Annotated in this window: 18 protein-coding genes and 2 pseudogenes; 6 read left to right on the forward strand and 14 right to left on the reverse strand. The window is 66.4% G+C overall.

The window, feature by feature from the left end:
- Positions 1-48 precede the first annotated feature (48 nt).
- Positions 49-732 carry an aspartate/glutamate racemase family protein gene (locus tag B3349_RS03330; protein WP_291586396.1) on the forward strand — a complete coding sequence of 228 codons (684 nt, stop codon included), beginning with the start codon at positions 49-51 and terminating at the stop codon, positions 730-732.
- Positions 733-750: 18 nt separating this feature from the next.
- On the opposite strand, the gene B3349_RS03335 is transcribed toward B3349_RS03330, so the two are convergent.
- From B3349_RS03335 to B3349_RS03375, 9 genes are all read right to left on the reverse strand, one after another.
- Positions 751-1,710, reverse strand: coding sequence for a tripartite tricarboxylate transporter substrate binding protein (locus tag B3349_RS03335; protein ID WP_291586624.1), 960 nt, complete (start codon positions 1,708-1,710; stop codon positions 751-753).
- Between the two features lie 146 nt (positions 1,711-1,856).
- Positions 1,857-2,648 (reverse strand): IclR family transcriptional regulator, encoded by a 792-nt coding sequence (locus B3349_RS03340; RefSeq protein WP_291586397.1) that lies wholly within the window; start codon positions 2,646-2,648, stop codon positions 1,857-1,859.
- Positions 2,649-2,834: 186 nt separating this feature from the next.
- Positions 2,835-4,307 carry a M81 family metallopeptidase gene (locus B3349_RS03345; RefSeq protein WP_291586399.1) on the reverse strand — a complete coding sequence of 491 codons (1,473 nt, stop codon included), beginning with the start codon at positions 4,305-4,307 and terminating at the stop codon, positions 2,835-2,837.
- Positions 4,304-5,572 (reverse strand): Zn-dependent hydrolase, encoded by a 1,269-nt coding sequence (locus B3349_RS03350; RefSeq protein ID WP_291586401.1) that lies wholly within the window; start codon positions 5,570-5,572, stop codon positions 4,304-4,306. The genes B3349_RS03345 and B3349_RS03350 overlap by 4 nt, the downstream gene beginning before the upstream one ends.
- A gap of 50 nt (positions 5,573-5,622) precedes the next feature.
- Positions 5,623-6,330, reverse strand: coding sequence for an ABC transporter ATP-binding protein (locus tag B3349_RS03355; protein ID WP_291586402.1), 708 nt, complete (start codon positions 6,328-6,330; stop codon positions 5,623-5,625).
- Positions 6,327-7,139 carry an ABC transporter ATP-binding protein gene (locus B3349_RS03360; protein WP_291586626.1) on the reverse strand — a complete coding sequence of 271 codons (813 nt, stop codon included), beginning with the start codon at positions 7,137-7,139 and terminating at the stop codon, positions 6,327-6,329. The genes B3349_RS03355 and B3349_RS03360 overlap by 4 nt, the downstream gene beginning before the upstream one ends.
- A gap of 14 nt (positions 7,140-7,153) precedes the next feature.
- A complete protein-coding gene (locus B3349_RS03365) occupies positions 7,154-8,176 on the reverse strand; it encodes a branched-chain amino acid ABC transporter permease (RefSeq protein WP_291586404.1) in 1,023 nt (340 codons plus the stop codon).
- Positions 8,177-8,187: 11 nt separating this feature from the next.
- A complete protein-coding gene (locus B3349_RS03370) occupies positions 8,188-9,048 on the reverse strand; it encodes a branched-chain amino acid ABC transporter permease (RefSeq protein WP_272970264.1) in 861 nt (286 codons plus the stop codon).
- 84 nt (positions 9,049-9,132) lie between these two features.
- Positions 9,133-10,338, reverse strand: a complete 1,206-nt coding sequence (locus B3349_RS03375; RefSeq protein WP_291586409.1) for an ABC transporter substrate-binding protein — start codon at positions 10,336-10,338, stop codon at positions 9,133-9,135.
- 244 nt (positions 10,339-10,582) lie between these two features.
- Between B3349_RS03375 and B3349_RS03380 the strand changes: the two are divergent.
- A pseudogene (locus B3349_RS03380) lies at positions 10,583-11,413 on the forward strand (FadR/GntR family transcriptional regulator); the annotation flags it as partial.
- 435 nt (positions 11,414-11,848) lie between these two features.
- Here B3349_RS03380 and B3349_RS03385 read toward each other — a convergent pair.
- The 3 genes from B3349_RS03385 to B3349_RS03395 all read right to left on the reverse strand — a co-directional run bounded on the left by B3349_RS03385 (position 11,849) and on the right by B3349_RS03395 (position 15,653).
- Positions 11,849-13,366 (reverse strand): CoA-acylating methylmalonate-semialdehyde dehydrogenase, encoded by a 1,518-nt coding sequence (locus B3349_RS03385; protein ID WP_291586414.1) that lies wholly within the window; start codon positions 13,364-13,366, stop codon positions 11,849-11,851.
- A 136-nt stretch (positions 13,367-13,502) separates the two neighbouring features.
- Entirely contained in the window at positions 13,503-14,861 is a 1,359-nt protein-coding gene (aptA, locus tag B3349_RS03390) for an omega-aminotransferase AptA (protein WP_291586415.1), read from the reverse strand.
- Between the two features lie 156 nt (positions 14,862-15,017).
- A complete protein-coding gene (locus tag B3349_RS03395) occupies positions 15,018-15,653 on the reverse strand; it encodes a LysE family translocator (RefSeq protein WP_291586417.1) in 636 nt (211 codons plus the stop codon).
- Positions 15,654-15,904: 251 nt separating this feature from the next.
- Between B3349_RS03395 and B3349_RS03400 the strand changes: the two genes are divergently transcribed.
- A complete protein-coding gene (locus B3349_RS03400; RefSeq protein ID WP_066538223.1) occupies positions 15,905-16,840 on the forward strand; it encodes a LysR family transcriptional regulator in 936 nt (311 codons plus the stop codon).
- A 650-nt stretch (positions 16,841-17,490) separates the two neighbouring features.
- The gene (locus B3349_RS03405; RefSeq protein ID WP_291586419.1) at positions 17,491-17,787 is read left to right on the forward strand and encodes a flagellar basal body protein; all 297 of its coding nucleotides are present in this window, start codon (positions 17,491-17,493) and stop codon (positions 17,785-17,787) included.
- A 192-nt stretch (positions 17,788-17,979) separates the two neighbouring features.
- On the opposite strand, the gene B3349_RS03410 is transcribed toward B3349_RS03405, so the two are convergent.
- Positions 17,980-18,177, reverse strand: coding sequence for a DUF2061 domain-containing protein (locus B3349_RS03410; RefSeq protein ID WP_291586627.1), 198 nt, complete (start codon positions 18,175-18,177; stop codon positions 17,980-17,982).
- Between the two features lie 24 nt (positions 18,178-18,201).
- Positions 18,202-18,402, reverse strand: a pseudogene (locus tag B3349_RS03415) (DUF2061 domain-containing protein); the annotation flags it as partial.
- 303 nt (positions 18,403-18,705) lie between these two features.
- Between B3349_RS03415 and B3349_RS03420 the strand changes: the two are divergent.
- Positions 18,706-22,398: a PAS domain S-box protein gene (locus tag B3349_RS03420; protein WP_291586421.1), complete on the forward strand. Its 3,693-nt coding sequence runs from the start codon at positions 18,706-18,708 to the stop codon at positions 22,396-22,398.
- Positions 22,383-23,405 carry a response regulator gene (locus B3349_RS03425; RefSeq protein WP_291586423.1) on the forward strand — a complete coding sequence of 341 codons (1,023 nt, stop codon included), beginning with the start codon at positions 22,383-22,385 and terminating at the stop codon, positions 23,403-23,405. Before B3349_RS03420 ends, B3349_RS03425 begins: the two co-directional genes overlap by 16 nt.
- Positions 23,406-23,407: the final 2 nt, after the last annotated feature.

The following is a 23,407-nucleotide window of genomic DNA, read 5'->3' on the forward strand; positions in this document are numbered from 1 at the left end:
TGCACGCGCCGTGTGCACAGGGCCGCTGGCCCGTGCAAAGGAGTGCGCATGCCGCAGTGGCTGGTGGTCAACCCCAATACCTCGGAAACGGTCACCCAGGCCCTGGTCCATCACCTGTCGGCGGGCACGCCGCAACGGCGCTGGCATGGGGTGACGGCGGCGTTTGGTGCCCCCTATATCGCCGATGAGCGCAGTTACTGCATTGCCGGCCACGCCGTGCTGGACGCCTGGGAACGGGCCCAGGCCGCGGCCCCGCCGCAGGGCTATGCGGGCGTGCTGGTGGGGTGCTTTGGCGACCCGGGGCTGGAGGCGCTGCGGTCCACCACTCCGGTGCCGGTGCGCGGGCTGGCCGAAGCCTCGCTGCAGGCGCTGTGGGTGCAAGGGCCGCAGCGCATTGCCATCGTCACCGGCGGGGCGGCATGGAAGCCCATGCTGCAGCGCTGGAGCCGTGCCCAAGGCCATGCCCTGGCGCCGCACGCCCATGGGGCCGGCATCACCGACATCCATGTGCTGCCGGCTTCCGGTGCGCAGCTGATGCAGTCGCCGGAGCAGGCTGCGCAGGCCTTGGTTGCGGCCTGCGCCCTGGCCTTGCAGGTGCCCGGGACCGATGCCGTGCTGATCGGTGGTGCGGGCCTGGCCGGCATGGGCGCCCGGGTGCGGGCCTTGAGCGGCGCACCGGTGTGGGACTGTGTGGAACTGGTGCGTGACGCCTGGGCACCGCACAACGCCTAGGCGGGCGGTGCTGCGGCGCTATTCCGCGGCCGCAAACTGCTTGAGCACCGGGGTCCAGCTCTTGAGCATGTCCTGGATATAGGCGCTGTAGGTGGGCGCGTCCTTGTAGTCGAGCTTGAGGCCGAACTGGTCAGCACAATTCTCGAACTCGGGCGACTGGCCGGCGATGTGGAAGGCGTCCTGCAGTTTCTTCACGGTGGCCGGCTGCATCCTGGCCGGACCCAGCACGCCCAGGGTGCTGGGCGCGACCAGGTTGTAGCCCAGCTCCTTGAGCGAGGGCGCATCGAAGCCCTTGACGCGGTCTTCGGTGAACACGGCCAGCAGGCGCAGGCGGCCGTCGCGCACATAAGGCACCCATTCGGCCGTCTGGGCCATGAAGTCCACATCGCCCCGCAGCAGTGCGGTGATGGCTTCAGGCCCGCTCTTGTACGGTGCATGCACCCAGTCCACCGCCACCTGCTTGGCCAAGCGCTCGGCCGTCAGGTGCTGGGGCGTGCCGATGCCGGCGGTGCTGTAGCTCAGCGTCTTGGCGCTGGATTTGGAGGCCTTGATCAGATCGGCCAGGGTTTTGTGCGGCGAGTCGGCCCGCACCAGAATGCCGGCCTGGTACTGCGCCACCATGGCCACGGGCGTGAAATCACGCACCACGTCATACGCGACCTTGGGCATCAGCACCTGGTTCAGCACACCGGCCGAGGACAGGGCGGTGAGTACATAGCCATCGGGTTTCTGGCGCGCACCGTGGCTCAGCGACAGCGTGGTGCCGGCGCCGGGCTTGTTGTCCACGATCACCGTCTGTCCCAGCTGTTTGCCCACATTCATGGCCAGTACGCGGTTGCAGACATCGGTGCCACCGCCGGCGCCGTAACCCACCACCAGCGTGATCGGGCTGGCGGGGTATTCGGCCGCGCCAGCGCCCAGGCTCAGGGTGCAGAGCAGGGGCAGCAGTGCCAGGGAGGAAGTCGTTGTGCGGTGCATCACGGTAGGTCTCCTGTGGGTGAATCCGGCAAGAACACGCGGGGTGTTGCAGGCATTCTTCACAGGCCTTGCGCGCGGTGCATGGATGTTTCTACCGTGCTGCTGTTGCCTAGGCGACGCTGGCACCGCAGGTGCCATGGCAGCGCTCAGGTCGGAGGCACCAGCCGGGAGATGGCCCGTGCGCACTCGATCACCAGCGGGGCCAGCTGGCGTTCCGCATCGGCCATGCTCCAGCGGCTGGTGGGGGGCGCCACATGCACGGCACCCACCGCCTCCCCCCGGGTGTTGAAGACCGGCGCGGCAATGCCCATGTCGCCGATGAAGAGCTCTTCGCAGTTGGTGGCGTAGCCGGTCTCGACGCAACGCTGCAGCTGGGCCATCAGCGGCTCCATCTGCGTCAAGGTGGTGCGCGTGCGTACGGGCCGTACTGCCTGCTCCAGCAGGGTGCGGGCCTGGGCCGTGGGCAGCTGGCTCAGGTAGGCACGGCCGCAGCTGCTGGCGTACATGGGGATCTGCGTGCCCACCGGTGTCAGCACCGGGATGTGCTGGGTGGTCAGCACCTGGGCCAGGTAGACCATGTGGGTGTCGGTCGGTTCGGTCAGTGTGGCGGTTTCGCCGCTGGCGCGTGCCAGCTGCGCCAGGTAGGTGTGGGCGGCGCTGATCATGGGGTGGGCGTCCAGGTAGTTGAAGCCGAGCTCCACCACACGTGGCAGCAGCAGAAAGCGCCGGGTGCTGGGGTGCTTGCCGATGTAGCCCAGGGTCTGTAGCGTATGCACCGAGCGCTGGGCCGAGGCCTTGCTCATGCCGGTGCGCTGTGCCACCTCGGCCAGTGTCAGGCTGCGGTGGGCGCCATTGAAGGCGCACAGCACTTGCAGGCCCTTGGCAAGCGACTGGTTGAACAGGCCGTCGGAGGAAGGGGCTGCATCGTGGGGTGGCATGGTCAGGACGGTGGTGGCAATGCCGGAGGCCTCGCAAGAACTGCACCAATCCGGGCCGTCGCGACACGGGCCCGTGCCATCAAAAAAGCCCCACCATGGTGGGGCTGTGAATCCGGGCGGCAAACCGAGGGTCCACCCGGCAAGGAGACCGGTGCGCCGAGCCGGGACAGCGGGCGCCGGGCGCAGTCACATGGCGTCCAGCGGGAAGGCGGGGCGCTGCACCTGCTGGAAGGCAAAACGGCTGTAGTCCGAGGTCGTCACGCCGGGGCTGTCGCATTCCACCAGTCCGGCGGACAGGGGTACGAACACCGGTCGGCAGTACATGCGGGATTTCAGCAGCAGGTAACGGAATTGGGTGGGATCCAGGCCCACGCAGTGGAACACGCCCAGGTCCCAGGGTTCGTGCGTCTGCTCGGTCAGCACCACCTGCACCGCTCCGGCATCCAACAGCACGGTGCGCCCCATGCAGAAGGTCTGGCCGGTGTAGATGGGACCGCTGACGGTGTAGCAGCCGTCGCTGATGGCACGGACCGTGCCGCGCAGCCGCACCGGTGCCGGGTCACGGCCGATCTGCGGCATGGGCACCTTGTTGCCCACGTCCAGTTCCACCACCGCACCTTCGCCAGCGGTGATCAGGTGGGCGACGGCCTCGGGGTCGCAGATGGGCCCCATGGCCATGCCATCCAGACCCTGGGCCAAGGCGGCCTGCAGCACATCCATGGTGTCGCAGGTGCCGCCGGACATGCAGTTGTCCCCATGGTCCAGCAGCAGCACCGGACGGGTCGCGCTGTGGGCCAGTTGTCGGGCCTGCTGCAACGCGCTGTCCAGGGATGCGCTGCGGTAGATGAAGTCCTGGCGGTGGCCCCAGATCCAGCTGGCGATCTGGTCCACCTGGGCCTTGCCTTGGGCGTAGGCGGCGCCGGTGTCCTGCACCGTGGCCACCACGCTGATGAAGGGCTGGGGAATGTCGGAGAGCGAGAAGCCGCCAAACACCGTGACGGCTGCCACACCTGCCTGCTCGGCCGCGCGGGCCTGGGTGACGGCCTCGGCCATGGCGCCCCCCAGCGTGGTGCTGCGCAGGGTGTGGCCCATCAGCGGCAGTTGCCGCCAGATGACGCGGTAGCGCGGGCCAGCAGTGGCCATGGCCAGCAGCAGGCGCGCGGCATGGGCACCTGTTTCGTACATGTCGACGTGCGGGTAGGTCTTGAAGCCCACCATCACATCGGCGTTCTGCACCATGGCCTCGGTCAGATTGCCATGCAGATCCAGCGCCACGCCGATGGGCACCCCCGGCGCTGCCGCACGCACGCGGGCGAGCAGGTCACCTTCACCGTCGGCCGCCTGTTCGGCCACCATGGCCCCGTGCAGGTCCAGCAGGATGGCGTCGCAGCCTGGCAAGGCGTCGAGGATGCACTGGGTCAGCGCGGCATAGGCATCGGCATGGACGGTGCCGCTGGGGTTGGCCATGGCGGAGACCGGGGTGACCAGGGTGGCGTTCAGGGTTTCAGCCTGGTCGATGAATGCCGCCATGGCGGTGCGCATGCCTTTGTTGGCGCGGTAGGCATCGCGGCCGTAGGTGGGGCTGAAGGCCTGCAGCGGCGTGGGCACGGGGGAAAAGGTGTTGGTCTCGTGGTTGAGCCGGGCGATCAGTACTTTCATGCAGCCACTCCTGCGACATCGAGCATGCTGCGCAGCAGCACGTTGCAGCCGGCCTCCAGGTGGTCGGGCTCGGCGTCTTCGATCTCGTTGTGGCTGATGCCGTCGGCACAGGGTACGAAAATCATGGCCGTGGGAGCCAGTCGGGCCACGTAGACGGCGTCGTGCCCCGCACCGCTGACCACGTCCATGGCGCTGTAACCCAGTGCCTGTGCATGGCGGCGCACCGCATCCACCAGGCGGGGCGTGAACGGCTGGGGTGCAAAGTACACCACCTGTTCGACCGCGATGTCGACATGGCGGCCGGAGGCAATCTCCTGGCACAGGCCGCGCAGTGCGGCATCCATGTCGGACAGCATGGTGTCATCGGGGGCGCGCAAGTCCACGCTCATCTTCACGCCGCCGGGAATCACATTGCGCGAGTTGGGGTAGACCTCCAGCTGGCCCACGGTGCCGCGCCCGTGCGGCATGCGGTCCACGGCAATGCGGTTGACGGCCGCAATCAGGTCGCTGGCGGCCAGCAGCGCATCCTTGCGCATCTCCATGGGCGTGGGGCCGGCGTGGGCTTCCATGCCCTGGATCTTCACGTCATACCAGCGCTGGCCCAGCGCGGCTTGCACCACGCCAATCACGCGCCCGTGCTTTTCCAGCACCGGGCCCTGTTCGATGTGGGCCTCGAAGTACGCACCCACCGGGTGCGCGGCGGGGCCGGCGGGACCCGCGTAGCCGATGGCGCGCAAGGCCTCTTCCACGCTGGTTCCCTGGGCATCGCGCTGCTGCAGTGCATGCTCCAGCGTGAAGGCGCTGGCAAATACGCCGGAGCCCATCATCACCGGGACAAAGCGCGAACCTTCCTCGTTGGTCCAGACCGCCACTTCCAGCGGGGCGCGGGTGCGCACGCCCGCGGCGTTGAGCGTGCGCAGCACTTCGATGCCGGCCAGCACGCCGTAGTTGCCGTCGAACTTGCCGCCGGTGGGCTGGGTGTCGATGTGGCTGCCGGTCATCACAGGGGGCAGGCTGTCATCGGTCCCGGCGCGGTGCGCAAAGATGTTGCCGATGGCATCCACCCGCACGCTGCAGCCGGCTTCCTGGGCCCAGCGCACGAACAGGTCGCGGGCCTGGCGATCCAGGTCGGTCAGGGCCAGCCGGCACACGCCGCCTTTGGGGGTGGCACCGATGCGGGCCAGATCCATCAGCGATTGCCACAGGCGCGCACCATTGGTGCGCAAGGTGGCGGTCTGTACGGCGGGGGGGGAATGCAAGTCCATGGAGGGCTCCCGGTGAAAACAAAGGTCAGCGCGCGGGTGTGGGCTGCCGCTCAGGCAATCCCCACGCCCAGGTAGCGGTCCTTGACGGTGTCGTCGGCAATGAAGTCGGCATTGCACGCTTCGTGCACGATGCGGCCTTGTTCGATGATGTAGTGGCGGTCGGCCAGCTGGGTGCAGACCTCCAGGTTCTGCTCCACCAACAAGATGGTCACGCCCGCCGCCTTGATGACCTTGAGCTGGGCGACGATCTCCTCCACGATCACCGGGGCCAGCCCTTCCACCGGCTCATCCAGCATCAGCAGGCGCGGCCTGTTCATCAGCGCACGGCCAATGGCCAGCATCTGCTGCTCCCCGCCCGACAGTTGCCCGCCCCCGTTGGTGCGGCGCTCCTTCAGGCGCGGGAAGATGCGGTAGACATCGTCCAGCTGCCAGGGGGAGTCCTTGCGCAGGGCCAGCAGCAGGTTTTCCTCCACCGTCAGCAGCTTGAAAACCCCCCGGTGCTCGGGCACCAGGCAGATGCCGCGCTGCGCCACATGGTGGGTGGCCAGTTGGTGTGTGGGTTGGCCGGCAAAGGTGATGCGGCCCTGCGGTGGCTGCAGCACACCGGCGATGGCCTTGAGTGTGGTGGTTTTGCCGGCACCGTTGCGGCCCAGCAGGGTCACCAGCTCGCCCTCCTGGATGCGCAGGCTCACGCCCTGCAGCACATGGCTTTTGCCGTAGTAGGCGTGGATCTGGTCCACAGTCAGGATGCTGCTCATGCCTTCCCTCCGGTGATCATATTGCCCAGGTAGGCGGTGCGCACCCGGTCGTCGTTGCGGATCTGCTCGGGAACACCCTCGGCCAGCACGCGACCCTGCTGCATGACGGTGATGGTGTCGGAGATGTCCATCACGATGCCCATGTTGTGCTCGATCAGCACCACAGTGTGCTCGTCCTTGAGGCTGGCGATCAGGCGCTTCATGTCGTCCAGATCGTCGATCCCCATGCCGGAGGTGGGCTCGTCCAGAAAAATAGCCTTGGGCCGGGCGGCCAGGGCCATGCCCACTTCCAGCCGGCGCTGCTGGCCGTGGGACAGATTGCCTGCCGCCGTATCCGCAAAGCGCTGCAGGCCCAGGCGTTCAATGACCTGGTCGACCACCTCCTGGTTGGCGCGCTTGCCGGTGGGAGCGTTCCAGAAGTCCAGCGCATGCTGGGGGGCGATGCCCTGTGCGGCCAGACGCAGGTTTTCGCGCACCGACAGCGTCAGGAACAGGCTGGTCACCTGGAACGAGCGTGCCATGCCGCGCTGCACGCGGCGGTGGTCGGGTTCCCGGGTCACGTCGTGGCCGTCGAAGACGATCTGCCCGCTGGTGACGGTCTTGGTACCCGTGAGCATGTGGAACAGCGTGGTCTTGCCGGCGCCGTTGGGGCCGATGACCGAGTGCACGGTATGCGCACGGACCTGCAGGTCCACGCCGCCCAGTGCGATGAATTTGTCATAGTGCTTCTGCACGCCGTTGGCCTGCAGCAGGACTGGCGAGCGCGCGTTGGCGGCAGAGGCAGGGTGTGATGCGGCCGGGGTGGCCATGGCGGTGGAGCTCATCAGACCTGCCCTCCCTGCTGGGTGCGGGTGACCGTGGGTGCCTCGGCCACAGGATCGACATCGGTGGCCGGTTTTCTGCCGCCGGGGCGCAGGCGCTGGAGGATGCTTTCACCCAGGCCCCACAGGCCGCGTTGCATGCCCAGGCTGACGACGATCAGCACCATGCCCAGCAGCATCAGCCAGCGCGGCCACAGCGTGGACAGCCAGTCGCCCAGCAACAGATAGAACGCCGCGCCCAGCACCGAGGCCAGCAGGTTGCCGGTGCCGCCAATCACGGTCATCAGCAGGATGACTTCGCTGGTGTGGTACTCCGCGTTCGACAGCGGTGCAATGCCTGCCATCATGGCGTGCAGCCCCCCGGCCAGACCGGTGACGGCGCCCGAGATCACAAAGGCCTGCAGCTTGAGCAGTCGCAGGTTGTAGCCCACGGCGGCGGCGCGCTCCTCGTTGTCGCGCACCGCCAGCAGGGTGCGGCCGAACATCGAATCGCAGGCACGGCGCAGGAACCAGAACGTGACCAGGAACAGCACCGCCACAAAGCTGTAGAACTGCCACGGCGTCTGCAGTGACCACAGGGTGTAGCCGGCCACGCCGATGGCGGGGCGGGGCACGTCCAGCAGGCCGTTGTCGCCGCCGGTGATGTCGGTGGCGGTGTAGGCGATGAAATAGAACATCTGCGAGAACGCCAGCGTCAGCATCACAAAGTAGGTGCCGCGCTGGCGTATGGCCACCCAGCCCACGATGGCGGCGCCCACGGCCCCCATCAGCACGGCCGACACCAGTGCCACGGGCACGGGCAGCTGCCAGCGCGTGAGCAGCACGCCAATGGTGTAGCTGCCCAGGCCGAAGAACACGCCTTGGCCAAAGGACAGCAGGCCGGTGTAACCCAGCAGCAGATTGCAGGCCATGGCGGCCAGCGAGAAGATCAGCACTTCGGTGGCCAGCGAGCCGGACTGCATGCACAGCGGCATCAGCAGCACGATGGCGAGTGCCAGCAGCAGTTGGATATGGGGTCGGTTCATCACACTCACCTTCAGGTCTTGCGGCCCAGCAGGCCGTGGGGGCGCAGCAGCAGCACGGCCGCCATGGCGATATAGATCATCAAGCGGGCACCTTCGGGCCAGAGGGTGCTCATCAGGCTCTGCACGATGCCGATGAGCAGGCCGCCTACCAGGGCACCGCCAAAGCTGCCCAGGCCGCCCACCACCACGATCACAAAGGCCACGCCCAGGGCTTCAATGCCCATGAACGGCTCGGCGCCGCGAATGGGCGCGGCCAGCACCCCGGCCAGTGCGGCGGTGCCGGCGCCCAGGGCGAACACCAGGCTGAAGATGCCGAACACGTTGTAGCCCAGCAGGGACACCATTTCGGTCGATTCGCTGCCTGCCCGCACCGCACTGCCCAGGCGCGTGCCTTCCAGCACCCACCACAGCAGCACGGCCAGCACGGCGGTGAAGCCAATCACGAACAGGCGGTACTTGGGGTAGACAAAGCTGCCCCACATGACCACGCCTTGCAGCAGATCGGGGGTGGCCACGGTGTCGCCCAGCGGGCCCCATTGCACGATGACCAGCTCCTGCACCACCAGTGCCAGGCCGACGGTGATGAGGATGTGGAACTCATGCGGCTGCGCGTACACATGGCGCAGCAGCAGCTTTTCCGTCAGCCAGCCCAGGGCGGCCACGGCCAGCGGCGCCACCAGCAAGGTGAGCCAGAAACTCATTCCCCAGCGGGTGAGCTGGTAGCAGAAATAGGCGCCCAGCAGGTAGAAGGCACCGTGCGCGAAGTTCACGAAACGCAGCAGTCCGAACACGATGGACAGGCCCACGGCCAACAGGAAATACAGCATGCCGATGCCGATCCCGTTGATTGTTTGCAGGAGGTAGATGCTCATGGGAGGGGGACGTCTGGGAAGCCGCGCTGCAGAGCGCACACACCCATGCGCCGCCGTGCGGCAGCGCATGGCGCGGGGCCGGTGTCAGGTCAGCTTGCAGCCGGTCTGGTCCACGGGCAGGAAGGACTTCCCGGAGCTGATGACGTCCACATAGTCATCCTTGTTGGCCATCTTGGCCTTGGCCTTGCCTTTGAGCAGGTAGTAGTTCTTGAGCACCTGGTGGTCGGCCTTGCGGACCTCTTCCTCGCCCGTCAGGCCCTGGTACTTCATGCCTTCCAGGGCGGCGATCACCGCCTTCTGGTCGGTCTTGCCGGCCTTGAGGATGGCGTCGATCAGCAGCTTGGTGCAGATGTAGGAGCCCGCCAGGCTGTAGTTGGGGTTGTGCTTGAACTTGTCCTGGGTGCGCTTGACCAGTTCCTTGTTCAGCGGCGTGTCGGCGGTGTGCCAGTACTGCGCGCCGAAGTACACGCCGTCGCACAGGTCGGCGCCCAGCGATTCGAACTGTTCCAGACCCGAGGCCCAGGCAATCAGGATGGTCATGTTCTTGTGCATGCCAAAGCTGATGGCCTGGCGCAGCGTGTCCGACGACTGGGCGCCGAAGTTCAGGATCAGCAGCACATCGGGCTTGGCCGCGGCGGCATTGGTCAGGTACCCGCTGAACTCCTTTTCCGTCAGCGAGTGGTAGCTGTTGCCCACATGCTCCACGCCCTTTTCCTTGAAGATGTTCTTGGCGGCGCCCAGCAGGCCGTCCCCGAACACATATTGCGGCGTGATGGTGTACCAGCGCTTGGCCTTGGGCATGGATTCGATCAGCGGACGCACCGTCTGCTCGACGGCACCAAAGGTGGGGACCGACCAGCGGAAGGTGGCGCTGTTGCAGTCCTTGCCGGTCAGTTCGTCGGCGCCGGCGGTGGTGATGAACACGCCGCCCGCTTTTTCCACCTCCTTGCCCATGGCCAGCGACTCGGACGACAGAATGCCGCCGGCAAAGAAGCGGGCGCCCTTCTGCTGCGAGCTTTCCTGCACCTTTCGCACGGCGGTGGCGGGCTTGCCTTCGGTGTCGAGCAAGGTGTAGGCCAATGGCATGTTGAGCGCCTTGCCGTATTGCTCGATGGCCAGCTTCATGCCCAGGTCGGCAAACTTCCCATTGGCTGCAAAGGCGCCGGACATGGGCACCGGGCAGCCGAACTGGATGGTGCTCTGGGCCTGTGCCCACACGCTGGACCCCAGTCCCAGCGACGCGGGCGCGGCGCCCAGGGCAGAAAGTTGCAGAAAGTGGCGACGTTGCATGGAGAAGCTCCGGTTCGTGGGTCGGTGGCACTACTGCCCTGTCGGGCGTGGTTCGGAGCTGCGGCGTGTGCACGCCATCAAGTTTCTGTAAGCTCCTTAATTCATATTTATAGTGATAAATAAGACGAAACTTACGCGAGCAAACCCTAGGCCGCGACAGGCATGCCGGCGATGCACCATACGGTGTGAGACGCCCGCCGAACATGTTGTTGTGGCCCCTGGGGCTGCGGAGGGAAAGACCGAAATGAGCACTTCCAGACCGGCTGGCTTGTCCATCAAGCCGCTGAAACGTTCCGATCTGATTGCGCAGGAAATCAAGCGCCTGATCACCGAGAAAAACCTGAGCCCGGGCGATCGCCTGCCGCGGGAAAGCGAGCTGCAGGCACAGTTCCGGGTCAGCAAGGGCACCATCCGCGAGGCGCTCAAATCGCTGGAAGTGCAGGGGTTGCTGTCGATCTCGACCGGGCCCTCCGGAGGGGGCACCATCGTGGAAGTGCCGCTGGATCGCACGCTGCAGTTCATGCAGAACTACCTCTTTTTCCAGGAGGTCACGATCGACAACATCTATGGTGTGCGCCAGATGCTGGAGCCCGAGCTGGCGGCCGGTGCCGTGCCCCATCTGACCGAAGCCGATTTCCACGCACTGGAGCACAGCATTTCCTGTTGCGACCCGAACCAGAGCGGTGTGGAGCTGCTGGAGCAGCGCCGTGAGGACGTGAACTTTCACGACATTCTGGCGGCCGCCAACCCCAATCCCTTCCTGCGCTTCACCTGCGAACTCATCAACGAGATGATTCGCCAGCTCATCGTGTTCGGCAACCGCACCGCACAGGCGGAGCACCGGCGTTTTGGTGCCGAGAATGCGGCCTTCCACCGCGACATCCTGGATGCCGCACGGGCGCGCGACAGCGAGCAGGTCCGTCGCCTGATGCAGGAACACATGCAGTCGGCCACCCGCAGTGTCCAGCGCATGAAAGGGCGGCTGCAAGGGCGCCTGATTCTGGATGCAGACACGCTGCGCCGTGGCAGTGCGGCATCCACCCCGCCGGCCCGCTCTGCGGCACGCAAGTCCGCCGGCGCTGCAGCCAGCACGCTCGCCAAGACACCCGCCAGGACGCGCGGGCAGGCGGCGGTGCGAACGGCCCCGGAACCGTTGCACGCTGCGACTTCGCCGAAGGCGAAGGCCGTTGCGAGCGCTCGATCCCGCAGCACCGCCGCAGCGAAGCCGGTGGCGGCAAAGACCGCTGCCAGGTCCAAGACAGGGACGCAGAAAAAGTAAGCTGGCGGTGCGGAGGCCGCTCAGATGCCCATGTGTTTTCAGGCCGGAGTCTGTGCCCGGGGGATGCAGACAGCCAGAGCAGGGCGGCGCAGCATTGCCGGTCTGCACCACAGACCCCGGGCATTGAAGAGTGCACCCTGGGGCAGGGTCCGTGCTGCAGGGCTGCCGTGGCCGGGCGCATAAAAAAGCCCCGCCGAAGCGGGGCATGTGGAGACAGACGCAAAAGCCTTTTCAGCGGCTGCTGGGGAAGCTGAACACCGCCCCTTCGCGCACGCCGGCGCTGGGCCAGCGCTGGGTGATGGTCTTGCGCTTGGTGTAGAAGCGCACGGCATCGGGGCCGTAGGCATGCAGGTCGCCGAACAGCGAGCGCTTCCAGCCGCCGAACGAGTGGTAGGCCACGGGCACGGGCAGGGGCACGTTCACGCCCACCATGCCGACCTGGATGTGGTCGGTGAAGTAGCGGGCTGCTTCACCGTCGCGGGTGAAGATGCAGGTGCCGTTGCCGTATTCGTGGTCGTCGATCAGCTGCATGGCTTGCTGCAGCGTCTGCACGCGCACCACGCCCAGCACCGGGCCGAAGATTTCTTCCTGGTAGATCTTCATACCGGGTTTGACATGGTCGAACAGGCAGGCGCCCAGGAAATAGCCTTCCTCGTGGCCGGCCACCTTCACGCTGCGGCCATCGACCACCAGCGTGGCCCCTTCGGCCACGCCGCTGTCCACATAGGCTTTCACCTTCTCGAAATGGGGCTTGGTCACCAGCGGGCCCATGTCGTTGCTGTTGTCGGTACCGGGGCCGACCTTCATCTTGGCGATTTCGGTCTTCAGGCCGGCGATCACCGCGTCGCCCACTGCGTCACCCACGGCCACCAGCAGCGGGATGGCCATGCAGCGCTCGCCGCAGCTGCCGTAGGCCGCGCCCATCAGCGCGCTGACGGCGTTGTCCACATCGGCATCGGGCATCAGGATGGCGTGGTTCTTGGCGCCACCCAGGGCCTGCACGCGCTTGCCGTGCTTGCAGCCTTCGGCGTAGATGTACTCCGCGATGGGGGTGGAGCCCACAAAGCTCACGGCCTTGACGCGCGGGTCCTGCAGCAGCGTGTCCACGGCGGTCTTGTCGCCGTTGACCACGTTCAGAACGCCCGGGGGCAGACCGGCTTCCAGTGCCAGCTGGGCGATGAGCAAGGTGCTGCTGGGGTCGCGCTCGGAGGGCTTGAGCACAAAGGTGTTGCCGCAGGCCACGGCCATGGGCCACATCCACAGCGGCACCATGGCGGGGAAGTTGAACGGCGTGATGCCGGCCGTCACGCCCAGGGCCTGGAATTCGCTCCAGCTGTCGATGCCGGGGCCCACGTTGCGGCTGTGCTCGCCCTTGAGCAGCTCGGGTGCGTAGCTGGCGTATTCCACGTTCTCGATGCCGCGCTGCAGCTCGCCATGCGCGTCGGCCAGCACCTTGCCGTGTTCGGCAGTGATCAGCGCGGCAATCTGGTCGGCGTTCTGCTCCAGCAGCACCTTGAGCTTGCTCATCACGCGGGCGCGCTTGAGCGGCGGCGTGTTGCGCCAGGCAGGGAAGGCTTTTTCAGCCGAGGCAATGGCCGCTTCCACCGTGGTCTTGCTGGCCAGCGCCACGTTCAGCGTGCTTTGGCCTGTGGCGGGGTTGAACACCGGCTGGGTGCGTTCGGTGTCGGGGACGAGCTGGCCGTCGATCAGGTGGCCGACGGTGGTGGTGATGGCGGAGTCCTTGTGCATGGGCTTGGTGCTCAATGGGCTGCAGCGCAATCTGGGTGTGCTGCAGCAGCTATGGTTTCAGGAATGTGCGGCAGTATCAGCACGCACGTCAACGGAGGCCAGCGCCTGCGGGACAGCGGCGCTGGCACGGGCGGATTTACGCCGTGGCCTGCAAGGTGTCGCCCAGCGCGCTGACCAGGCGGTCGATCTCGGCCTCGGTGCTGATAAAGGGCGGGGCCAGCTGGATGGTGTCCGCGCCATAGCGCACGTAAAAGCCTTTTTCCCACATGGCCATCGCGATCTCGTAGGGGCGCTTGGCAGGCTCGCCCGGCAGCGGGGCGATGGTGAAGCCGGCCGCCAGACCGAAGTTGCGGATGTCGGCCACATGCCGGGTGCCCTTCAGGCTGTGCACGGCCGCCTCGAACCTGGGTGCCAGTGCCTTGACGCGGGCGGGCAGGTCTTCCTTCTGCAGGATGTCCAGCGCAGCCAGGCCGGCGGCGCAGGCCACGGGGTGGGCCGAGTAGGTGTAGCCGTGGGCAAACTCCAGCATGTACTCGGGGCCACCGGCGGCCATGAAGGTGTCGTAGATGTCCTTGCTGGCCACACAGCCACCCAGGGGCTGGGCGCCGTTGGTGACCTGCTTGGCGAAGTTCAGGATGTCAGGGGTGACACCGAACACTTCCGACCCCGTCCAGCCGCCGCAGCGGCCGAAGCCGGTGATGACTTCGTCGAAGATCAGCAGGATGTTGTTCTGTGTGCAGATTTCACGCAGGCGCTGCAGATAGCCAGCGGGCGGAATCACCACGCCAGCCGAGCCGGAGAAGGGCTCGACGATCACGGCGGCAATAGTGCTGGCGTCGTGCAGGGCGATCACGTCCAGCAGGCGGTCGGCCAGCGCGCGACCGTCGATGTCGGGCATGCCTTTGCAGAACGAGCCGGTGGCGGGCTGGGTGTGGGGCAGGTGGTCGGCTTCGATACCCTGGCCGAACATCTTGCGGTTGCCCGACAGGCCGCCCACCGAGATGCCGCCGTAATTCACGCCGTGGTAGCCCTTTTCGCGCCCGATCAGGCGGGTCTTGCCGGCCTGGCCCTTGGTGCGCCAGTAGGCGCGCGCCATCTTCAGCGAGGTGTCTGCGGCTTCCGAGCCCGAGCCGGTGAAGAACACATAGTCCAGGCCGTCGGGCGTCAGTTCCTTGATCTTGTTGGCCAGCGCGAAGGCCGCGGGGTGGCCGAACTGGAAGGCGGGCGCATAGTCCAGCTGCAGCGCGGCCTTGCCCACGGCTTCGGCGATTTCCTTGCGGCCATGGCCCAGGCCCGAGCACCACAGGCCCGACAGGCCGTCAAAAATCTTGCGGCCGGCGCTGTCGTGCAGGTAAGCGCCCTGTGCACCCACGACCATGCGCGGATTGGCCTTGAAGTTGCGGTTGCCGGTGAACGGCATCCAGTGCGCGTCCAGCCAGGCGGCATCCATGCGGGTGGCGGTGGCAGCGGGTTGGGTGATGTCGGCAAAGTCCATGGGAGGCTCCAGGCAGGGGGATCGGTATGCAATCCATTGTTGGAGCGGTCCACGTTTTCTTGAATAGCCGTAAACCCATGTTTACTTGCGAAATATCGCAAGTAATGGGTGCGCGTGTTCGGCAGGCAGCGGGGTGGCCCGGGGGCTCTGCCGCGCCTAGCGGCGCTGTTCCATGGCCAGGCGCACCGCCAGGCCGGCCAGCACTGTCCCCATGACCCATTTCTGGGCGCGCAGCCAGTGCGGGTTGTCCTTGAACCAGATCGCAATGCGTGCGGCAAACAGCGTGATCAGCAGGTTGACGCTGAAGCTGGTGGTGATCTGGACCATGCCCAGCGTCACGCTCTGCCAGAACACCGAGCCATGCTCGGCGCTGACGAACTGCGGAAAGATGGACAGATAGAAGATCGCCACCTTGGGGTTGAGGATGCTGGTGAACAGCCCCATGGCAAACAGCCTGCGCGGTGACTCGGGCGGCAGCGTGGTGGTCTGCTCGAACGGTGAGGCGCCGCCCGGCCGCAGCGCCTGCCAGGCCATCCACAGCAGGTAGGCGGCACCGGCCCATTTCAGGGCCTCGAACGCCATGGGCACGGCCATGAACAAGGCCGTGACCCCCAGGCTGGCGGCCAGCATGTGCACAAAAAAGCCCAGCACCACGCCGGCCAGCGACGTCACGCCGGCCGTGCGCCCCTGGCAGATGGAGCGCGAGATCAGGTACAGCATGTTCGGCCCGGGGGTGAGCACCAGCAGCAGGGAGGCGCCGGCAAACACCAGCAGATCGTGGACAGGAATCATGGCGGGCAGCAGGAGGGCAGGGCGCACGGCGTGCGCTGGGGCCAATTACACCAGCGCTGCCGCGGCCCTGCTGTAACGGATGCGCAAGGCCTGCCGCAGGGCGAGAGCACATGGCCGGGTGCCGGGGAGATGCTGCTGTCTAGGCCGCTGGTGCAAAACTTGCTCTAATGCTTGCCATGACGTCACGGCCTGCTCGCATTTCTGCACCCGTTTCCGCTGCCGCCCCCACGGGCGCACCCGTGCCCGCGCCCATGGCCCGTGCCCGCGCGGTGCTGGGCCAGCTTAGCGACATGGATCTGCGCCTGCTGCGCATTTTCAAGAGCGTGGTGGAGTGCGGCGGCATGTCGGCCGCCGAGCTGGAGCTGAACATCAGCGCCTCCACGCTCAGCCGCCACATGAAAGACCTGGAAGAGCGGCTGGGCCTCGTGCTGTGCCGGCGCGGGCGCGCGGGGTTTGCCACCACCGCCGAAGGGCTGAAGGTGTACGAGGCCACGCTGCAGCTGCTGGGCGGCGTGGACCTGTTCCGCAGCCAGATCGACGACATCCACGACCGCATGGGCGGCAATCTGGAGGTGGCGGTGTTCGACAAGACCGTCACCAACCCGGCGGCCCACCTGGACGCCGCCATCCGTGCCTTCCACCGCCAGGCGCCCGAGGTGAATCTGCAGCTGCATGTCAGCAGCATCAACACCATCGAGCGCGGGCTGATGGACGGGCGCTTTCAGGTGGGCATCATTCCAGCGCACCGGGCTTCGGCCAGCCTGGTCTACCGGGATCTGTTTGCCGAACACATGCAGCTGTACTGCGCCGCCGGCCACCCGCTGTATGGCGCCCACCATGGCGATCTGGACTGGGAGGGGCTGCGCCACTACCCGTTTGCGGGGCTGGGCGAGCATTCCCCGAACATGGAGCTGAGCCACCGTGCGCACCTGCCGCGCAAGGCCACAGGCTTTGACCAGGAGGCAATTGCCACGCTGATCCTGTCGGGCTGCTACCTGGGCTTTCTGCCCGACCATTATGCCCAGGCGCTGGAAGCGGCCGGCCGCCTGCAGGCGGTGGCGCCGGCGCGCTTTCACTACGACTGCCAGTTTGTGGCGATGTGGCGGCTGTCACCCCAGCCCAGCCGCGCCGCGCAGGCCTTCATCGACTGTCTGGTGGCGGCCCATGGTGGGGAGGGCGCGGCATAGCGCTGCCGCACCCTGTTTGCGGGGCAGTCGGGGGCTTGTCCACAGAAGGGCACAGTTTCTACAGGCCTGTGCACAGGCTTGCTCCCAGCTTTATCCACAGGCCGCATGAGGCGGTGCCATGCCTTTGTTCGCCATGGGCGCCCGAGATGACCAGGGTGATGGTGCAGCGTCCAGCAGGCGGATGCCAGCGCAGCCGCGAGGCGGTCGCTGCGACCACCAGTGCAGCAAAAAAAAGCCGCCCCAGGGGGCGGCCATAAAGTAGCCCTGAAAGAGCCACAAGGAAACAATACTGCCAGCCAACGGAAAAACCGTGCGGACGCCGCCAGTGTGGCGTCCCGCCATGACAGCGGTGTGACGAACGGTGGACCCAGCACGGCGGAAAAAATTCCCTGCGGAGGCGGTTTTTTCGCGAAAACGGCAGAAATGGCCGAAATAGCCGAAAACCAACGGAGAAAGCCCATGGTGCAGGGGCTATCCACCGTACAGCCACAGCTTGCACACACCATCAGGTGGTTTTTATGAGGTTTATCCACAGTTTGTCCCGGGGGTGGTCTGCCGCCGGCCGGTGCCGCCGGGCTGGCCGAAATGGCGCTGCCGTGGCATGCTTTCGCCATGTTGATCTTGGTTCATCACTTCGGTAGGAGAGCGGCATGAGCGCCATCGCATCCATTGCCCAGTCCGGCTTGCAGGCAGCACAGCAGCGCTTGAACGCCTCGGCCCACAATGTGGCCAACCAGCAGACGGAAGGTTTCCGCCGCCAGCAGGTGGCGCAGCAGGCCGTGCCCGAAGGTGGGGTGACGGCGCAAACCGTGCGCGGCCAGCAAGGCGTGGCGCTGGAGCAGGAGGCCGTCGAGCAGATCAGCGCCAGCTACGCCTATCTGGCCAATCTGCAGGTGCTGCGCACCAACGACCGCATGCAAGGTTCCCTGCTGGACGAACGCGCCTGAGCGGCGTTCAAGGCACGGCATTCCTCACCCGCAGCCCGCCTGGTGCCCCTGCCCGGCGGGCTTTTGCATGCCTGCCTGCAGGCCGCCTGCGTCACAGCGCGCAGGCCCAGTGCGCCAGGCGCTGTGTCAACCAATGGCGAAACTGGGTGCGGATGGCATGGGACATGGTGGCTCCGATCGTGGACAGCGGGTTCAGGCTGCGGAAACGGTCTGCTGACGGCGCTGCGTGCGGCGTTCCCACAGCTTCTCGTGCAGGTAGAAGAAGACCATCTGTACGGTGGGCTCCAGCAGGCTCAGCGTCAGGGCCTGGATCCAGCTGCCGGTGACGGTGTAGGCCACCATCGACGCCACGCCGATGTGCAGCAGGTAGTAGCTGCCGGTCTTGACCAGGGTGCGTGCCCGGAACGCCCTGGTCCGTTCCCAGGCCTTGTCATGGAAAAAGAAGGCCACGGCCTGTACCGTGGGCTCCAGCAGGCTCAGCGCCAGCGCGGTGTGCAGGTTGCCGGTGACGGCATAGGCGACCGCAGCGGCCACCACGATGTGCACCAGATAGTAGCTGGCGGTCTTGCGCAAGCTGGTCTGGTGGTGGTCGATCAAACGGTGGATACAGGTCATGGCGGTGTCGGCAAAAAGGGGGGAAGGCACAGGGTCCGCATCACCAGCGAACCGTGTGGTCATGGTAGGTCACCGACTAATACAAATCCAATCAAAATGCTATAAATGATTGATTGAGGCTATCAATTGACCGCGGGGCATGGCCTTGGACCGGAGGGGTTGTTCGGAAATTTGTGAAACTTTGTGCAACAACCGGCCCGGGCATGTCAGCATGCGCCTGCTTGCAGTGCAATGGCCTCTGGTCAATGCCGCCGGCCATCGCCACCGTTTTCTGGACGAACCACAGCCTCTGCTGCCTTCATCGTGATCTTGGACCTGTTTTTCATCCACGGCGAGGGCTTTGCCCCTCCGCTGTGGACCTGGATGGACCCGCTGCTGGTGGCGGTTTCGGTGGCGATTGCGGTGCTGTCGTCCATGATGGCGCTGCAGATGGCCGTCATGGCGCGCCGCAGCCAGCACCGCTGGGCGCGCACCACGGCGCTGAGCACCGGTGCTCTGGCCATGGGCGGCGGTATCTGGAGCATGCATTTCGTCGGCATGCTGGCCTACCTGCCCTGTGCCCAGAATGGCTTCGATCCCTGGATCACGCTGCTGTCCACCTTGCCGGCGCTGCTGGCCTCATGGCTGGCACTGCGCGTGATGATGCGCGAAGCGATTTCCGTGCGCCGGCTGTGGCTGTCAGCCGTGCTGATGGGCGTGGCCATCGGCAGCATGCATTTCATCGGCATGGCCGCGTCCAGCCTGCGTGACATCATGCGCTACACGCCCCTGGGCGTGTTCCTGGCGGTGGCGGTGAGCGTGCTGCTGGCGGCTGCCGCGCTGGCCGTGCGCTTTCGCCTGGCATACAGCGGCCGGCGTCTGTGGCCCACGCTGCTGGGCGGCTCCATCATGGGCTGTGCCATTGCCGGCATGCACTACACAGCCATGGGCGCCATCCGCTATACCGACCCGCTGCCGGCGCAGGCCACGGCCGACCCCGGCACCCACCTGAGCCTGGTGGCCGGACTGAGCGGCTTTGTGCTGCTGCTCAGCCTGCTGGTCATCGCGCTGAATGTGGGCCTGCGCTACCGCCAGTTCTTCCATGACATCAAACGCAGCGAATCCCGCCTGCGCGCCGTGGTGGATACGGCGGTGGATGCCATCATCATGATCGAAGGCAATGGCCTGATCAGTTCCTTCAACGGGGCGGCAGAACGCCTGCTGGGGTGGACGGCGCAGGAGGTGATCGGCAAGAACGTCAGCATGCTGATGCCCCAGCCCATGCAGCGCGAGCATGACAACTACCTGCGCCGCCACATCGATACCGGTCACTCCAGCATCATCGGCGTAGGCCGCGAGGTGACGGCACTGCACAAGGACGGCTCTCTGGTCGACGTGCGCCTGGCCCTGGGGCGCGTCCCGCTGCCGGGCATGCCGCTGTTCGTGGGCTTTCTGACCGATATCCGCAGCCGCAAGCAGATGGAGGAAGCCGTGCGCCGCAGCGAAAAGCAGCACCGCACGTTGATCAGCAATCTGCCGGGGGTGACCTTCCGCCGCCAGCTGGGCGAGGCGGGCTCACCGCTGTTTCTGGGCGGGGCTGTGGAGTCCTTGACGGGCTGGCCGGCCGAAGACTTCCTGGACCAGCGCATCCGCTTCGTCGACATCTTGCACCCTGACGATGCGCAGGCGTTCTGGCGCCAGGTGAATGATGCGCTGGCGCGCAGCGAGCCCTACACGGTGGAGTACCGCATTCTGCACCGCGATGGCGGCGTGCGCTGGGTGACCGAGAGCGCGCGCGGCATCTATGGCGCCGATGGCGTGCTGCAGTATGTCGACGGCGTGCTGATGGACAACACCGCGCTCAAGACCCGCAATGCCGAGTTCGAAGGCACGATGAATGCCATCAACAGCGCGCTGGCCGTGGTGGAGTACGACCTGGCCGGCCGCATCACGGCCGTCAACGACAACTTCTGCCAGCTGTTCGGCTACAGCGCCGAGGAGGTGGTGGGCAAGTTCCACCGCCTGCTGTGCCCGCCTGAGCATGTGGCCGACGCCAGCTACATGCAGCTGTGGGGCCAACTGCGCAGCGGCAAGCCCGATGCCGGCGAATACCAGCATGTGGGCCAGGGCGGGCGCCTGCTGTGGGTGCAGAGCAGCTACAACCCCATCCTGGATGCCGGGGGGCAGCCGTCCAAGATCGTGCAGCTGATCACCGACCTGACGGGGCGGCGCAAGATGGAGCAGGAGCTGCTGCTGGCCAAGGAGCATGCCGAAGCCGCGGCCGCGGCGCGCAGCACCTTCCTGGCCAATATGAGTCATGAGATCCGCACGCCGATGAATGCCATCATCGGCTTCACCGAGGCGCTGCTGGACACACCGCTGCAACCCCAGCAGTCGCGCTATCTGAGCACGGTGCACTACTCGGCGCGCTCCATGCTGCGGCTGCTCAACGACATTCTGGACACGGCCAAGCTGGACAAGGGGGCCGTGCTGCTGGAGCAGGCGTCTTTCAGCCCGCGCGAGCTGTGCGAGCAGATCCTGGCGTCGCTGCGCATCAGTGCCGACAAGAAAAAACTCTTTCTGCGGCTCGATTTCGACCGCGAGGTGCCGCCCTATCTGGTGGGCGACGCGCTGCGTGTGCAGCAGATCTTGGTGAACCTGGTGGGCAATGCCATCAAGTTCACGGAAAGCGGCGGCGTGACTGTGCAGGTGGACTATCTGGACGGCCGACTGTGCATGACGGTACAGGACACCGGCATCGGCATTGCCCGGGAGCAGATCCGCCGCATCTTCGATCCCTTCGCCCAGGCGGATGCCTCGACCACCCGCCAATACGGCGGCACCGGGCTGGGCACCACCATCTCGCGCCAGCTGGCAGAGCTGATGGGCGGCCGCATCGAAGTCGAAAGCACGGTGGGCCAGGGCAGCAGCTTCCGTGTGATCTTGCCGTTGCCGCCGGGCCAGCATGTGGATGTGCAAAGCGTACGCAGCTATGGCGAGTTGCCTTCGCTGCGGGTGCTGGCGGCCGATGATGTGCCGGAAAACCTGGAGTTGCTGGACATCCACCTGCGCAAGTCCCACCACCGGGTGACGCTGGCCGGTGATGGCCGCGAAGCCGTGGCACTGTTCCAGCAGAACGGCTACGACCTGGTGCTGATGGACCTGCAGATGCCGGGCATGGACGGGTTGGAGGCCGCGCGCGCCATCCGTGCCTGGGAGGTGGCGCAGCAGCGTACACCGGTGCCCATCGTGGCACTGTCGGCCAGCGTGCTGGAGGAAGACCGCCGCGCCGCGGCGGCGGCCGGCATGGATGGCTTTGCCGCCAAGCCGCTGGAGCTGCCCAAGCTGTATGCCGAAATGACCCGGGTGCTGAAGCTCGATGCCCAGCTGAAGGCGGCCGTCCCGGACACCAGCAGCCTGCAGCGCGAGGCCATGGCCAACACCCATGTGATCGACTGGCCCGCCGGCCTGCAGCGCTGGGGCAGCATGGACAGTCTGCTGCGTGCCCTGCGCCGTTTTGCCAAGGACCAGCCGGGCCAGGCGCTGCGTCTGCAATCGCTGCGCGATGCCGAAGACTGGGTCGAGCTGGCCGCCGCCGCCCACCGCATGCGCGGTGCCGCGGGCAATCTGGCGCTGAACACGCTCTACACCATGGCCGCCACGCTGGAAGGCGCGGCCCGCAGCCGCGATGTGGCCCTGGCAGACCGCCAGCTGCGCGATCTGCCGCCGGCGCTGGCGCATCTGGACGGTCTGCTGGCGCGGCAGGACACCACGGCCGTCCCGGCGACCCCTGTGGAGGCGGCTGCCGACGTCCCGGCCGCGCAGCTGCAGTACTGGCTGGACGAAACCATTGCCGCGCTGCAAGGGGGCGAGCTGGCCTCGGACGCGCTGGATGCGCTGCAGCAGCATGCCTCGTCCCTCGACATCCTGCCGCTGCAGGAAGCCGTGGACGCTTTCGATTTTGACCGTGCGCTGGAATGCGCCCATGCTCTGAAGAAACAATGGACACTCGCGTAGCCCCCCGGCCCGTGGCCCCGCAGGCCCCCACTGACCAGCGCAAGCGCCTGCTGGTGGTAGACGATGAACCCACCAATCTGCATGTGCTGCGCCAGGTGCTGCAGGACGAGTACCGGCTGCTGTTTGCCACCGATGGTGCCAAGGCGCTGCAGCTGGCGCAGCAAAAGCCCGATCTGATCCTGCTGGACGTGATGATGCCGGGCATGGATGGCTACACCGTCTGCGAACAGCTCAAGGCCGATGCGCGCACGGCGGCCATCCCGGTGATCTTTGTCAGTGCCCTGTCCGACAGCGCGGACGAGGAGCGTGGCTTTGCCCTGGGCGGGGTGGACTACATCGTCAAGCCCGTGCGTGCGCCCGTGGTGCGCGCCCGGGTCCGTACCCATCTGTCCCTGGTGCGGGCGGACGAACTGCACGCCTCGCGGCTGCAGATCGTGCAGCGCCTGGGCCGCGCGGCCGAATACAAGGACAACGAGACCGGCAAGCATGTAATCCGCATGAGCCTGTATGCCAGGGCCCTGGCCCAGGCGCTGGGCTGCGGGCCGGACTGGGTGGACGATCTGTTCAACGCGGCGCCCATGCACGATGTGGGCAAGATCGGCATTCCCGATGCGGTGTTGCTCAAGCCCGGCGCGCTGGACGAGCGGGAATGGGCCATCATGCGCACCCACCCGCAGGTGGGCGCCGAAATCATTGGCGAACATGCCTTCCCCATGCTGCAGATGGCGCGCACCATTGCCCTGACCCACCACGAAAAATGGGACGGCTCCGGCTACCCCCAGGGGCTGGCGGGCCTGGCGATTCCGCTGGAAGCACGCATTGTGGCGGTGGCCGATGTGTTCGATGCGCTGACCACGGTGCGCCCCTACAAGGCTGCCTGGAGCGTGGACGATGCCCTGGCCTATCTGCAGGAGCAGGCCGGGCGCCATTTCGACCCGGCGCTGGTGGCGCAGTTCATGACGCTGCGCCCCGTGATCGAGGAAGTGCGCACGCAGTGGGGCGATTGAGC

The organism is Comamonas sp. UBA7528, assembly GCF_002479375.1.
Classification (GTDB): Bacteria; Pseudomonadota; Gammaproteobacteria; order Burkholderiales; family Burkholderiaceae_C; genus Comamonas.

What these genes read in the sequence shown, in the direction of transcription:
- B3349_RS03330 (WP_291586396.1), top strand. Translation starts at nt 49, where the DNA reads ATGCCGCAGTGGCTGGTGGTCAACCCCAATACCTCGGAAACGGTCACC.
- B3349_RS03335 (WP_291586624.1), bottom strand. Translation starts at nt 1,710, where the DNA reads ATGCACCGCACAACGACTTCCTCCCTGGCACTGCTGCCCCTGCTCTGC.
- B3349_RS03340 (WP_291586397.1), bottom strand. Translation starts at nt 2,648, where the DNA reads ATGCCACCCCACGATGCAGCCCCTTCCTCCGACGGCCTGTTCAACCAG.
- B3349_RS03345 (WP_291586399.1), bottom strand. Translation starts at nt 4,307, where the DNA reads ATGAAAGTACTGATCGCCCGGCTCAACCACGAGACCAACACCTTTTCC.
- B3349_RS03350 (WP_291586401.1), bottom strand. Translation starts at nt 5,572, where the DNA reads ATGGACTTGCATTCCCCCCCCGCCGTACAGACCGCCACCTTGCGCACC.
- B3349_RS03355 (WP_291586402.1), bottom strand. Translation starts at nt 6,330, where the DNA reads ATGAGCAGCATCCTGACTGTGGACCAGATCCACGCCTACTACGGCAAA.
- B3349_RS03360 (WP_291586626.1), bottom strand. Translation starts at nt 7,139, where the DNA reads ATGGCCACCCCGGCCGCATCACACCCTGCCTCTGCCGCCAACGCGCGC.
- B3349_RS03365 (WP_291586404.1), bottom strand. Translation starts at nt 8,176, where the DNA reads ATGAACCGACCCCATATCCAACTGCTGCTGGCACTCGCCATCGTGCTG.
- B3349_RS03370 (WP_272970264.1), bottom strand. Translation starts at nt 9,048, where the DNA reads ATGAGCATCTACCTCCTGCAAACAATCAACGGGATCGGCATCGGCATG.
- B3349_RS03375 (WP_291586409.1), bottom strand. Translation starts at nt 10,338, where the DNA reads ATGCAACGTCGCCACTTTCTGCAACTTTCTGCCCTGGGCGCCGCGCCC.
- B3349_RS03385 (WP_291586414.1), bottom strand. Translation starts at nt 13,366, where the DNA reads ATGCACAAGGACTCCGCCATCACCACCACCGTCGGCCACCTGATCGAC.
- aptA (WP_291586415.1), bottom strand. Translation starts at nt 14,861, where the DNA reads ATGGACTTTGCCGACATCACCCAACCCGCTGCCACCGCCACCCGCATG.
- B3349_RS03395 (WP_291586417.1), bottom strand. Translation starts at nt 15,653, where the DNA reads ATGATTCCTGTCCACGATCTGCTGGTGTTTGCCGGCGCCTCCCTGCTG.
- B3349_RS03400 (WP_066538223.1), top strand. Translation starts at nt 15,905, where the DNA reads ATGGCCCGTGCCCGCGCGGTGCTGGGCCAGCTTAGCGACATGGATCTG.
- B3349_RS03405 (WP_291586419.1), top strand. Translation starts at nt 17,491, where the DNA reads ATGAGCGCCATCGCATCCATTGCCCAGTCCGGCTTGCAGGCAGCACAG.
- B3349_RS03425 (WP_291586423.1), top strand. Translation starts at nt 22,383, where the DNA reads ATGGACACTCGCGTAGCCCCCCGGCCCGTGGCCCCGCAGGCCCCCACT.